Raw genomic sequence first — 12,564 nt, forward strand, 5'->3', positions numbered from 1 at the left:
AGAGCAGAGTAAAATTATCCGACACACCGAATTTATCCCACGCCACTCAGGAGAGAGAAAGTGAGAACCGCCACGTCGATTTAGCGTCGTTTCGCCGGAAGACACGAGCAAACTCGTATGTACCCCGAGGGAGACAGGACGTGTTTTCGGGATGGTTCCACAGATGACACGTTTTGTTCCACGTCTCCCCACCTAGAATCGTGATCGACCGTTCCTGATCGGGAACACCTCGTTCGAGCACGCGTGCGTCGGGTTGCCAACAGCCATCTGTCCGCGTCCACTTCGTCCCCCCGCCGACCAGCAACACCCGAGCAGTTCCCGACGATTTCGTTCCGATAATGAGGTCCAACCCACGCGGCCGATTGTACGAAAGGGTCACGGATTCCGACGACCGATTCCGGAGCGAGAGAACCAGTTCGGCGGTATGCGCGTCGGTGATTTTCGACTTCCGGAGCGAGAGCGACCCGGTGATACCTCCGGTTTCGAACGAACCGGCGTCAGCCACCGCGACGACGCGATCCGTTCCCGATGTGGACGATGTCGTGGTCACACCCTGGTTTCGGGTCGTTTCGGTAGTCGAGTTTGCCGCCGTCGTTCGCGTCCCATCGGTCGCACCAGCGGCGGTCGAACCCGACATGGTCGACGAAGTCGACGTGTCGGGTGACTGGCCGAGACACCCCGCAAACGCACCGGTGTAAGCCACCCCCGCGAGGATGAATCGTCGGCGATGCATACGGAACGTCTCGCATTCCACCGACAAAATCACGGTGATGACTCAAATGCCCCTTTGACCGATGGTCCCCACAATCGAACGACGAAAACCGCATCCGGGCGACTCGAAACATCCCCGTTTCGCACCCGCTGAAATCCCCAACCGTCGAAAATCACGGCGTAACCGCCTCTCCGCGGTCACTTTCACTTTCACTCCGCACCATCGGCGCAGTTTTAACGTTCCCGCGGATAAATACTGGCGAAGAATGCCTTCGATGCAGTCTACGCTCGGCGACGAGGGGATCGCCGAAGAGTTGGCCGAAAGCCAGCGACAGATCTCCATCGCCGAGTTCTTTGAGAAGAACAAGCATATGCTCGGCTTCGACAGCGGTGCCCGGGGGATGGTCACCGCCGTCAAAGAGGCGGTCGACAACGCCCTCGACGCCTCCGAAGAAGCCCGATTGAAGCCGTTCGTCCGCGTGAAAATCGAGGAGGTCGGCGACTACTATCGTCTCATCGTCGAGGATGAGGGTCCGGGGATCACCCGCGAGCAGATCCCGAAAGTGTTCGGGAAACTGCTCTACGGGTCGCGCTTCCACAAGCGCGAGCAGTCCCGTGGCCAGCAGGGTATCGGTATCTCCGCCGCCGTCCTCTACTCCCAATTGACCAGCGGGAAACCCGCGAAGATCACGAGTAAGCCGAAAGGGAGCGACCGACAGCGCTACTTCGAACTCATCATCGACACCGACGAGAACGAACCCGAGATCCAGACCGAATCCGACACGCCGCCGGTCGGCCGCGAACTCGTCGGAACGCACGGCACACGTATCGAACTGGAGATGGAAGCGAACATGCGCGCCCGCCAGCAACTCCTCCGATACATCAAACACACCGCCGTCGTCAACCCGCACGCGAAGATCGTCTTCGAGGAACCCGGGATGGAGAACGGGGAGGAGATGGTGTTCGAACGTGCCGAGGGGGCCAGCCTCCCCACCGAAACCGAGGAGATCCGCCCGCATCCACACGGCGTCGAACTCGGGACGCTCCTGAAGATGCTCAGCGCGACCGACTCCCACAGCATCTCGGGCTTCCTCCAGGAGGAGTTCACCCGTGTCGGAAAGAAGACGGCCGAGAACGTCATCGAGAACTTCCGCGACCTCCACTTTGGCCGCGAGGCGGCATGGCGACCCCCGCAGGCACACGAGGAAGTCGACCTCGAATCGGCCATCGAGGAGGCCGTCGCGAACAAGGGTGCCGACGCCACCGCTTCCTTCGCGGAGAACGTGGTGACGCGAGTCGACGAAAACGACCGTATCTCGCATCACGAACTCCGTGCGGTCATCGCCCTCGTCGCCGACGAAACCGAGGAGGAGTTCGGAACGTCGTTCGGCAAGACGGTCCAGGAAAACGCGCTCGATGCGGCGTGGGACGCGATTTCCGACGACCGCGTCACCGACCTGTACGAACTCGCCGACGACGCGACGAGCGTTCGAAAGGACGACGAGACGGTTCGCGCCCTCGCGGAGCGAATCGCCGCGAAGTTCGAGAGCGAGGACGGTCACGACCGAGCGACGGAAAGCCGCCTCGTCGAATACGTCGGCCGTGCGGCCGACATGACCGAGGAACGTGAAGAGGTGACCATTGGCGAGACGGCCCGCGAGAACGTCGTCGAAGCCATTTGGAACTCGATGGTGACCGTCCCCGACGAGGTACCGAAGGTTCGGACGGTCGCCGACAGCCGCGACACTGCGAGCGAACTCCTCGACGCGATGAAGGAGACGGACATCATCTCGCCGCCGACCAACTGCCTGTCGCCGATCACGGCGGAACTCGTGGAGGCCGGACTCCGCAAGGAGTACGACGCGGACTTCTACGCGGCCGCGACCCGTGACGCCGACGTTCACGGCGGCGACCCGTTCATCGTGGAGGCCGGTATCGCCTACGGTGGCGAACTACAAGCCGAAGGGTCGGCCGAACTGCTCCGCTTCGCGAACCGCGTGCCGCTGGTGTACCAGCGCGGTGCGTGTGCCACGACGGACGTGGTGAAATCCATCGGTTGGCGCAACTACAATCTCGATCAACCCGGCGGCAGCGGCATCCCGAACGGACCGGTCGTCATCATGGTGCACGTGGCGTCCACGAACGTCCCGTTCACGAGCGAGTCGAAGGACGCGATCGCGAACGTCCCCGCCATCGAGGACGAGATCGAGTTGGCGATTCGGGAGGCGGCCCGCGAACTCAAATCGTACCTCAACAAGCGCCAGTCGCTCAAGAAGCGCCAGAAGAAACAGAACGTCATCGCCACCATCCTGCCGGAGATGGCCGAAAAGCTCTCGACCATGACCGGCCAGGAACGGCTCGAAATCGGCGATTCGCTGGCGCGTATCATGAACAACGTGCTGGTCGAACGCGAGGTCGAGGACGACCTCGTCAAACTCGTCGTGGAGAACCACGGTTCGACCAACGAGTCGCCGAAGCTGACCGAAATCGTGGCTGCCGAACCCCAAAACCTCTCGGACGGCGCGACCGCCGTCGAGATGGATGGCGAGTGGTTCGTGACGTGGGAACCCACCGTCGAAAGCGGTGAGGAATCCGTTCTCGAATACAACGTCGCCGATGACGTATCGTTCGACGCCGTCAGGGTCGAAGGAATCGAAGACGAACGATTGACCAACAACACATGAGCACGGACACCAACGAAGAAGCCCAGCAGAAACTCATCGACCTCGCCGCGGAGTTCTACGACCAGTTCGCGGGGGGGAAGATCCCGGAGATGTCCATCCCGACCCGGACGAAGAGCAACATCGAATACGACGAGGACGACCGCGTCTGGGTGTACGGCGACCGGAAGAGCACCCGGAGCGCGAACAGCGTCCGCGGGGCTAGAAAGCTCCTGAAAGCGGTGTACACTATCGACTTCCTCGCGAACCAGTTGGAGGAAGACCGCTCGTCCACCCTCCGTGAGTTGTACTACCTCTCCGAGTCGTGGGACGCCGACGAGGCGCAGTTTTCCAACCAGGACGAGTCGAACCAACTCATCGAGGACCTGGAGATCGTCTCGAACGTCACCCGCGAGGACTTCCACATGCGACCCGAGGAGTCCGGCGCGAAGGTGATGGGACCGCTGCTCCTCCGGGAGCAGACGAATCGAGGCGACCGCGATATTCACTGTCAAGAGGACGTGGGACAGGGCGGCTACCAGATTCCGAACAATCCCGACACCATCGAGTTCCTCGACCACGATGCCGATTTCGTCCTCTGTGTCGAGACCGGTGGGATGCGCGACCGACTCGTCGAGAACGGGTTCGACGAGGAGTACAACACGATAATCGTCCACCTCGGCGGTCAGCCCGCACGGGCGACCCGCCGCCTGACCAAGCGACTTCACCAGGAACTCGATCTACCGGTCACCGTATTTACAGACGGTGACCCGTGGAGTTACCGTATCTACGGTTCGGTCGCCTACGGTTCCATCAAGAGTGCACACCTGAGCGACTACCTCGCCACGCCCGAGGCGAAGTTCATCGGCATCCAACCGAAGGACATCGTGGAGTACGACCTGCCGACCGACCCCTTGAGCGATTCGGACAAGAACGCGCTCGAAAGCGAACTCGAAGACCCGCGCTATCAGACCGACTACTGGCGGGAACAGATCGAACTCCAACTCGACATCGAAAAGAAGTCCGAACAGCAGGCACTCGCCTCCCACGGGCTTGACTTCGTGACCGACACCTATCTCCCGGAACGCCTTTCGGACATGGGAATCATCTGATCGGGACGATTCGCTTTTTCGGACCTCGTTTCCCCAGCGACACGGTCAACCATTCTTGAACGACGGTTGGTTTCATAGGTGGCCGGTACGTACGAATGAGACGATGGGGAACTGGCTCAACCTGAAGCTCACCGGTATCGGCGCGATGATTTTCGCGTTAGTCTGGGCGCTGACCAACTACTCGATACACGTCTCGAACCCGTTTCTGACACAGTTCGCCGGAGTTGCGGCCATCGGTCTCGCCGTGTTCGCAGTGGCCGATGCACTGCACGGCGGATTGTCCGACTGAGCCGAACGAAATCAGACGAACTCTCTCTCTCTCTCTCTCGGTCGTCTCGCCGAATCCGGTTTCGGTGCGATGGTCCACGTCACCGCGAGCGCACGACCGACAGTAGTGGTTTTCTCCCTCGTTCACCGTTTTCACGGGGACGCCTGCGACGTACTTCCGTTCGTGATACTTCCGCTCGACGCCGTTTCCGACCGGTTTGGCGCACACCGAGCATGGCGTGGCCGGTTCGTAGACCGTCTTCTCGTCCGTCGAACGAACCCGACCGAACGTCGTCGGCGACCTGAGTCCGGGAACGTGTTGCGGTGTGAGAACGAGCAAGAACAAGCCGAGCAGGAGGGAAAGAGTGCCGAAGACCAATCCCGCTCCGGCCCAGTTGGTCAGGAGGAGAAACAACCCGAACAGGACGCCGAGGGAACCGAAGACGAGGCTCACGGCGAACGCGAGGGCGCGTTTGACCGTCCAGTCGGTGGAGAATCCCTCGTCCTCGAAGTACTCCTCGGAGCCATCCTCGCGCAGTTCGATTCGCTCCGCGCCCGGCGAGTAGCAGTACCACGCATACAGCAAGTTGCCGATGCCACTGGTGGACATGAGGAGGAGGATGTGGAGCGGAATCGACCCGAACCCGCGATTTATCATCACGACGCGGTCGCCGTAATCCTGTTTTACGTCCCAGCCTTCGACCGTGAGGTCCTCGATTCGGCGGCGAAAACCGTCGTCTCGCGGGTATCGTGAGTTCTGGGTGTGCCGTGAATGCTGTGAGCGAAAGCTATCGCTCCCACCCGAATCGACTGCACTCCCGCACTGGGAGCAGAACGAATCGCTCGAGGAGAGCGACGAACCGCACTGCGAACAGAAGTTGGAGGGACTTCGGGAACGCATGTGTGAACCAACCCCGTCTCGACTCAAGAAGATTGTGTTGTGATGAACGGTTCGGACTGGTGAACGGAACGGGGATCGTTCCGGACGATTCCCTATTCCTCGTCGAGCGCAACCGCGATACCGCGTCCTTCGACGTCCTCGGCGAACGCCGCCGAGTCGGCTTCGAGCGCGGCGAACGTGTTGTAGTGAATCGGGACGACGAGGTCGGGGTCGAGGTCGGCGGCCAACGCGGCCGCCGCGTGTCGGTTCATCGTGAAACTCCTGCCAATGGGCGGCAAGAACAGCGACACGTCGAGTTCACGGTGGCCGTCCAACACGTCGGAGTCCCCGGGCCAGAAGACGGTCGTTCCGGCGAGCGACAGCAGGTAGCCGACGCCGAACCCTTTCGGATGCACTGGCTCACCGTTGTGTTGGACGTGTGGGCCGCCTTCCTCGTTGTACGCCGGAACCGACCACGCACCACAGGGACCGACCGTTACGTGGTCCTCCTCGCCGATTCGAACGACGTCGTAGGGCAGTTCGGAGAGCGGTTTCACGTCACGGTCGATCCCGTCCGGGTTCACGCCGTCGTAGACGACGAGCGTGGCGTCGTCCGCCGCGACGCGCTCGATGCCGTCCGAATCGTAGTGGTGATCGTGCGTGACGAAGACGACGTCCCCGTCCTTCGCTCGATAATCCACCGGTTCAGGGTGGGCGGCGTCGGGGCTGTCCGGTTCCCATTCACCGGTCAGAACCCCGTACCGTCCGGGGTCGATATACGCGACGAACCCGTCGTCGGTTTCGAGACGCACGGTCGCGTAGCCGAACCAGTCCACCGTCAGTCCGTCATGTCGTACAGTCATGGGATTCGGTAGGCGGGGTTCCGAAAAAAGGATTCGGATGGCGGAGATCGTCGGTGGCGGTCCGATCGGCCGAGGGATGCCAGTTAGGCGAGGAAATACCAGAGTAGAACTCCGACGACGACCCAAAACAGCAGGATCGACACGGCAGTGATCCATCCAACCACGCCGTCTTCCGTCTCCCGATCCTTCGATTGCTGGCGCGCGTCGGCCATCACGTCGTCGGGGATGCCCCGCCGAGCGAGGTACACGCCAAGGGGGATGAACACCACGTCGTCCGCGTAGCCGAGGACGGGAATGAAGTCCGGAATCGGGTCGATGGGGCTGACGGCAAGTCCGACCGTCACGAGAACGATAACCTTCGAGTACCACGGCGTCCTGGGGTCACGGCCAGCAATCGCCAGCGCCGTGACTTCGCGTCGGAGGTCACGGGCCCGGTCGCGCCAGTTCGGCATCGTTTGGGTGGTCGTGAGTGACGAAAGTAATCGTTCCGCTCGGGGACGGTGCGCAGGTCGAGCGAAACGTCGCGTCCTCGGAACGCGAGTTCGGCCGTTACTGCATCTCAGCCAGCCGCTCGATTCGTTCCAACGAATCGGCGGACTCGGGCGTCTTGTCGTCACGCACGCCGAGGAACCGCGGGAACCGAAGCGCGAACCCGGACGAGTAGGTCGGAGACTGCTGGATTTCCTCGTAACCCACCTCGAAGACGACTTCCGGGGAGAGGTCAACGACCTGCCCGTCCTGCGTGGCGATGTGCGGTTCGAGCAGTTCGGTCAGTTCGGCTAGTTCCTCGTCCGTGATTCCGGTGGCGACTTTGCCGAGGGTTTCGAATTCATCGTTTTCGGTTCGTGCCGAGAGCAGGAACGTCCCGAGGAAACTCGCCCGGCGACCCTCGCCCCACTCCGCGCCGGTGACGACGAGGTCCACCGTCTCCACGTCGGGCTTTCGTTTCCGCCAGTTCTTCCCGCGACGACCCGGCGAGTACGTCGAATCGGGGTTCTTGAGCATGATGCCCTCGTGACCCGCATCGAGCGCGTTCTCCTCGATGGCCACGATTTCGTCCTCGTCGCCCGTGACGGTGAGCGAAGACACCCCGCCGGAGAGAATCACTTGAAGCCGGTCGTGGCGCTCGGTGAGCGGCGCGGTCAACAGGTCCTCGCCGTCGGCGTGGAGGCAGTCGAACGCCCGGAGTTCGACGGCGACCTCCTCGCGGGCACGCGCCACGTCGTGCTTGCGTCGGAACCGCCGGAGGACCTCCTGAAACGGCAGCGGTTCGCCGTCCGCCATCGCCACGACTTCGCCGTCCACGATGGCCGGAGCGGTGAGGTTCTCCTCCGCGTACTCCACGATTTCGGGCAACGGGTTCGTCACCTCCTCCATGTTTCGAGAGAAGATCCGAACCTCCTCGCCGTCGTAGTGCAGTTGCACCCGCGCGCCGTCGAACTTCCACTCGACGCCCGCCCGCTCCCAATCCTCCAGTGCGTCCGTGACGGTGCCCGCCTGCGCGAGCATCGCCTGCACCGGTCGCCCGACTTCGAGTTGTAGCTCATCGAGCCCGGATTCGCCCTCGTCGCGGGCGACTCGGGCCACTCGTCCGTAGTCGTTCGACACCTGAAGGGCGCGTTGAACCGACTCGACCGGCACGTCGAATGCCGCCGCGATGGCGTCCCGAACCGTCCCCTGGCCGACGCCGATCCGCATCTCCGAGAGGACGAGGCGGGCCAGATATCGGGCTTCGTCGGAATCGGTGCGGTTGAACAGCCCGAACAGGATGTCGATTTTCGTGTCCTGACTGCCCGACCCCTCGGTCGTGGCGAGCGCGTCGAGTTCGTTCGCCACCTCCGCGACGGTCAGTTCGTCCTGCCCGGCACCGAACGCCGCGAGTCCCCGTTGCCCCCCAAAATCGTAACTCGCCGCAACCGCGCCGATGTCCCCCAACTCGGCGAGTCGGTCCTCGACGTCGTCCGCCGAGACGTTCTGTCCGGCGGCACGGGCGATAGCCGTGTAACACAGGTTCGGGCCGATGTCCAGCGTCGTCGAATCCCACGCCGGAAACACCCGCCCCTGTACGAACCGCGCCAGCATGTCCAGGTCGTCGTTCGCCGACGAGAGGAGGTCGGTCACCGCGTCGATGATGTCGGTATCCGCACTCAACTCCTCGATCTCCCCGGCCACCTCGGCGAATGCCGCGAACTCCATTATCGGGCGTTATTCTCGGTCGGAGTTAAGCACACGGCTTTCGATTTCGGGGGACGACGGCGGCTAGAATGGTTCTGACTGACCTCGTCTTCTTTCGTGATGGGTGCGTTCGAGAGAATTAGGAGTGAATCGAAATCACGGCGGAAGTACCACTTCACCGTAGCGTTATCTCCCCCGACACTTGCACGCACAGCAGAACCAAATCAACACGATAGTTCACTCACCATCACGACGAGAAAGCCCGTGGATTGAAGCGTCTGGACCGCACACCCCCTCGCATGACTTCGGACCTTGCGTCGCAGGTGAAAGACGTGTTGACGGTAGACAGGGAGGAGTTTCAGGCTCGTGTCGAGGAGGACGCAGAGGTCATCAAACGGGAACTGGAGGACGGCACGTTCGACAACCCGCAGGCCATCGTCGGGTTCGAGTACGAGTTCTACGCCGTGGACGGTGAGACGAAGGCGCTCTCGCGGGTTCCGCGCAGGCTCCTGTCGCTCATCGGCTTCGAGAAGGAACTCGGCCTGCACAACGCCGAGATGTCTACGAGTCCTCAGCCGCTGAACGAGTACGGGCTGGCGGCACAGGAATCCGAGGTGAAAGCCCGCCTCTCCGCGGCCGAAGACCGGGCTGGAGCCGAAGGGATGCGCCTCGTGAGCGATGGTCTCTGGACGATTCCGCCGACCGGCGAGACGGCGAGACGGTATCTCACCGACGGCGTCGAGGACGACGGGGTTCAAATAGCGGCGAACATGAGCAACTCGGTGCGGTATCACGCGATGGCGAACACGGGGGAGGCCGTCGGGATGGAACTCGACGCGCCGCACGTCTCGTTGACCTCGAAGACGGTGATGCCCGAGAGCCTCATCACGTCCATCCAGCCCCACTACCAGGTGCCACACGCCCGCGACCTGCCGACGTACTTCGAGTACGCGACCCGTATCGCGGCCCCGCTGTTGGCCCTCAGCGTCAACTCGCCCTTCTTCCCGCCGGATCTGTACGAAGACGCGCCAGCCGAGGAGATCGTGGACGAGGCGTGGATGGAAAACCGCATCCACGTCTTCGAGTCGGTGTTGAACGCCGACGACCCCGGCAAAGTTCGATTCCCGGACGACCTCGAATCGGCGGCGGACGCTATCGACGACGTGGTCGACGACCGCACCATCGTGCCGATGCCCGTCTCCCGCTCGGACCGCTTCGACGACGAGTTCGCGCATTTCCGGTTGAAACACGGCACTTACTGGCGGTGGGTTCGTCCGGTGTTCGGCGGGTCCACGCGCGCCGACGCGAACGCGCGCATCGAGTTTCGCCCCATCGCCGCGCAACCGACGGTCCGCGACTCCATCGCGTTTCAGGCGGCGTTCGCGGGCCTGTTGGAGAGCACGTTCCGCCGGGAGCATCCGGTACACCACCTGGATTGGGTCGTCGCACGGGACAACTTCTACGCCGCCATGCGCGACGGACTCGACGCCGACCTCTATTGGATCACGAATTCCGGCGAGGAGACGACGGAGACGGACGAGTTGTTCAGCGACTTGTTCGCCCACGCGAAGGACGGTCTGCAAGCGCGGGGATTGTCGGACGAACAGGCGGCGAAATACCTCTACCCGCTCCGACAGCGCGCGCGCCACCGTGTGACGCCCGCGGACTGGAAGAAACGGGAGGTAAAAGAACGGCTGGAGGATGGCGAGTCGCTGGAGGATGCTATCTCGGGTATGCAACGCGCCTACATCGACCAACAGAAAGAGACGTTACTCGACGGTAGCTTTACCGACTGGAATTAGAGGACCTCGTCGAAGTCCTTGTGCCCGGTGATATCGACGCCTTCCTCGGTGATCTCGGCGAGGAAGACACCGTTGCCGCTGCCGGTGTCGCGCTCGACGGCGCTCTTGATACCGCGTGCGGCGACGGCCTTCGCTTCCTCGTTCGAGAGACCTTCCTCGTAATCCTGTTCGAGGACACCGTAGGCGAGTTGCATCCCGCTACCCGTGACGGTGTAGTCGTCGGCCATGACGCCACCGGCGGGGTCGAGGCTGTAGATGTGTGCGCCTTCCTCGTCGATACCGCCGAGGATGGGCGAAACCATGAAGAACGGGCCGCTACGGAGCATGTTGCCCGCGAGCGTCGAGAGGGCCTGCATGCTCATCTGCTCGCCGCGTCGGGACTCGTAGAGGTTGGATTCGATGCGCATCGTTCGGATGAACGACTGTGCACCACCGACCGACCCGGCCATCGTCAGTGCGGCCGTCGGGTGGATCTGTTCGACCTTCTGGACGTTCTTGTTGGAGACGAAGCGACCGCCGAGGCTGGCGCGCATGTCCGTCGCCATGACGACGCCCTCGCCGGTCGTGAGACCGATGGTGGTCGTCCCGGTTTTGTTGACGTTTTTCATATCGTCCTTCGAGAAGTTGTTCTCGGGGAGCGAACCGATTTCCGGCTCGTACGGGCTGGTGTCGTTGCCGCCGAAACGCTCCAGATTACGCGAGAAGTCGGAACCGTGCATTGGAGTACGCATTACCCGACCGTAGTCCGTCAGCACTGATAAAACCAACCCTTCCGGGGTGTGACTGCCGGAGAAAAACGAACCGCCGGTTTCGATTATGCGCGCTTGGTGTTCTCGTAGGTCTTTTCGAGGGAGGCCATTATTCGGTGCATCGGGAACGGAACACCTGCACGTCGAGCGACGAGGGCGACCGGAAGCAGACAGATTCCGGCGAATACGCTCATCTGGTACAGGGCAAACAGTGTCGCGCGTCGTATCGGTGCGAACATTGCAACTTCACCCGTCCCTGAGCCGCACCCCTATAAATTCGTTATTGCTCTGGAAGATTCATAACGATTTATACACCCCGATCAGGGCTCCGCCGTCTATCGATTCAAACGCACTTGTGTAGTGCACAATTATAGACGAATTCGTTCCGGGGGACCACGATGGCCACGCCATTCCAACGTCGTCAATATGCGTAAGTTATGAGGATCATTATCGTCTCATGCGCGATATCGTTCCGATTTTGCCCCCACGCTGCGCGTGAACACCGTGCACACCACCTCCTGAAACCACACACCACCCCATGAAACCAGCGCTCATACTGTCATCCAGCTAGCCGAAAGGATTGACGCGTATGCCCACCAATAGCTATCCGTGAACGTCGTCGTCGACCTTCGACTCCCACGCGAGGAATTCGCACTTCACGAGTTGTTCCAGTATCGTTCCGACGTTCGAATCGAACTGGAACAAATCGTTCCGACACGGGAGTACTCGATTCCCTTCGTCTGGGTCGCGACCGCCGAGCCGGCGTTTCTCGATACCGTCGCGTTCGATCAGTCACCCATCGATTCCATGGAGGTTCTCAGCAGAACCGAGAACGGTGCCCTCTGTCGAGTCGTTTGGGCGAGCGCAACGGACGGAATTCACGGAATCCTGACCGAAGGGGATTTGACGCTGCTCGATGCCGTCGGGAACGACGATGGCTGGCTGTTCCGAATCCGATTCCCGGATCACGAATCGACGACGAAGTTTCGGGAGGCTTGCGACGACCGCTCGATAACGTACGAAGTTCGCCGGATCTACACCGTGGACGAGTTCCCGGCAAAACAGTACGGATTGACCGACGAGCAACGCGAAGCGCTCGCAACGGCGTTCGCGTCCGGTTACTTCCGCGTCCCGCGGGAAACGTCGCTCTCGGAACTCGCCGAGACGCTCGACATCTCCCCGCAGGCCGCCTCGGGACGCCTCAGGCGTGGCTTGGAGCGAATGCTCGGTGCGACGCTGTTCCCCCGGACCGGTCCGAGCGATATTTCCGAGGGGTAATAAAAGTGAGAACCACTAAACCCCAAGAATTCCCTTACTACTTCACCTTCAACCAGAGGATGTGGGC

11 protein-coding genes are annotated in these 12,564 nt (G+C 61.8%); 4 read left to right on the forward strand and 7 right to left on the reverse strand.

Translation table 11 applies throughout. From position 1 onward, the window contains the following. Nucleotides 1-46: 46 nt before the first annotated feature. The gene (locus tag NKF26_RS19065) at nt 47-733 is read right to left on the reverse strand and encodes a hypothetical protein (protein WP_253226264.1); all 687 of its coding nucleotides are present in this window, start codon (nt 731-733) and stop codon (nt 47-49) included. A 244-nt stretch (nt 734-977) separates the two neighbouring features. Between NKF26_RS19065 and NKF26_RS19070 the strand changes: the two genes are divergently transcribed. Further along, a complete protein-coding gene (locus tag NKF26_RS19070) occupies nt 978-3,395 on the forward strand; it encodes a DNA topoisomerase VI subunit B (protein ID WP_253226265.1) in 2,418 nt (805 codons plus the stop codon). After that, nucleotides 3,392-4,483: a DNA topoisomerase IV subunit A gene (locus NKF26_RS19075; protein ID WP_253226266.1), complete on the forward strand. Its 1,092-nt coding sequence runs from the start codon at nt 3,392-3,394 to the stop codon at nt 4,481-4,483. The genes NKF26_RS19070 and NKF26_RS19075 overlap by 4 nt, the downstream gene beginning before the upstream one ends. A 157-nt stretch (nt 4,484-4,640) precedes the next feature. Here NKF26_RS19075 and NKF26_RS19080 read toward each other — a convergent pair whose 3' ends face one another. From NKF26_RS19080 to ligA, 4 genes are all read right to left on the reverse strand, one after another. Continuing rightward, complete coding sequence (locus NKF26_RS19080; RefSeq protein ID WP_253234742.1) at nt 4,641-5,651, reverse strand: zinc-ribbon domain-containing protein; 1,011 nt, start codon at nt 5,649-5,651, stop codon at nt 4,641-4,643. A gap of 92 nt (nt 5,652-5,743) precedes the next feature. Next, nucleotides 5,744-6,493, reverse strand: coding sequence for an MBL fold metallo-hydrolase (locus NKF26_RS19085; RefSeq protein WP_253226269.1), 750 nt, complete (start codon nt 6,491-6,493; stop codon nt 5,744-5,746). Between the two features lie 83 nt (nt 6,494-6,576). After that, on the reverse strand, nt 6,577-6,945 hold the full coding sequence (locus tag NKF26_RS19090; protein ID WP_253226270.1) for a YkvA family protein: 369 nt from the start codon (nt 6,943-6,945) through the stop codon (nt 6,577-6,579). A gap of 97 nt (nt 6,946-7,042) precedes the next feature. Next, nucleotides 7,043-8,689: an ATP-dependent DNA ligase LigA gene (ligA, locus tag NKF26_RS19095; RefSeq protein ID WP_253226271.1), complete on the reverse strand. Its 1,647-nt coding sequence runs from the start codon at nt 8,687-8,689 to the stop codon at nt 7,043-7,045. A gap of 278 nt (nt 8,690-8,967) precedes the next feature. Between ligA and NKF26_RS19100 the strand changes: the two genes are divergently transcribed. Next, the gene (locus NKF26_RS19100; RefSeq protein ID WP_253226272.1) at nt 8,968-10,470 is read left to right on the forward strand and encodes a hypothetical protein; all 1,503 of its coding nucleotides are present in this window, start codon (nt 8,968-8,970) and stop codon (nt 10,468-10,470) included. On the opposite strand, the gene psmB is transcribed toward NKF26_RS19100, so the two are convergent. Continuing rightward, entirely contained in the window at nt 10,467-11,201 is a 735-nt protein-coding gene (psmB, locus tag NKF26_RS19105; RefSeq protein WP_066146544.1) for an archaeal proteasome endopeptidase complex subunit beta, read from the reverse strand. The genes NKF26_RS19100 and psmB overlap by 4 nt on opposite strands. Nucleotides 11,202-11,284: 83 nt before the next feature. Next, nucleotides 11,285-11,458 carry a hypothetical protein gene (locus tag NKF26_RS19110; protein ID WP_253226273.1) on the reverse strand — a complete coding sequence of 58 codons (174 nt, stop codon included), beginning with the start codon at nt 11,456-11,458 and terminating at the stop codon, nt 11,285-11,287. A gap of 370 nt (nt 11,459-11,828) precedes the next feature. On the opposite strand from NKF26_RS19110, the gene NKF26_RS24485 reads away from it, so the two are divergent. Beyond that, nucleotides 11,829-12,497 (forward strand): helix-turn-helix domain-containing protein, encoded by a 669-nt coding sequence (locus NKF26_RS24485; protein ID WP_253226274.1) that lies wholly within the window; start codon nt 11,829-11,831, stop codon nt 12,495-12,497. The last annotated feature ends 67 nt before the right edge of the window (nt 12,498-12,564 follow it).

It is taken from the genome of Haladaptatus sp. AB618 (genome assembly GCF_024136965.1).
Lineage (GTDB): Archaea > Halobacteriota > Halobacteria > Halobacteriales > Haladaptataceae > Haladaptatus.

Excerpts from the sequence above, each read along its gene's own strand:
- NKF26_RS19065 (WP_253226264.1), bottom strand. The coding sequence starts at position 733 with ATGCATCGCCGACGATTCATCCTCGCGGGGGTGGCTTACACCGGTGCG.
- NKF26_RS19070 (WP_253226265.1), top strand. The coding sequence starts at position 978 with ATGCCTTCGATGCAGTCTACGCTCGGCGACGAGGGGATCGCCGAAGAG.
- NKF26_RS19075 (WP_253226266.1), top strand. The coding sequence starts at position 3,392 with ATGAGCACGGACACCAACGAAGAAGCCCAGCAGAAACTCATCGACCTC.
- NKF26_RS19080 (WP_253234742.1), bottom strand. The coding sequence starts at position 5,651 with ATGCGTTCCCGAAGTCCCTCCAACTTCTGTTCGCAGTGCGGTTCGTCG.
- NKF26_RS19085 (WP_253226269.1), bottom strand. The coding sequence starts at position 6,493 with ATGACTGTACGACATGACGGACTGACGGTGGACTGGTTCGGCTACGCG.
- NKF26_RS19090 (WP_253226270.1), bottom strand. The coding sequence starts at position 6,945 with ATGCCGAACTGGCGCGACCGGGCCCGTGACCTCCGACGCGAAGTCACG.
- ligA (WP_253226271.1), bottom strand. The coding sequence starts at position 8,689 with ATGGAGTTCGCGGCATTCGCCGAGGTGGCCGGGGAGATCGAGGAGTTG.
- NKF26_RS19100 (WP_253226272.1), top strand. The coding sequence starts at position 8,968 with ATGACTTCGGACCTTGCGTCGCAGGTGAAAGACGTGTTGACGGTAGAC.
- psmB (WP_066146544.1), bottom strand. The coding sequence starts at position 11,201 with ATGCGTACTCCAATGCACGGTTCCGACTTCTCGCGTAATCTGGAGCGT.
- NKF26_RS19110 (WP_253226273.1), bottom strand. The coding sequence starts at position 11,458 with ATGTTCGCACCGATACGACGCGCGACACTGTTTGCCCTGTACCAGATG.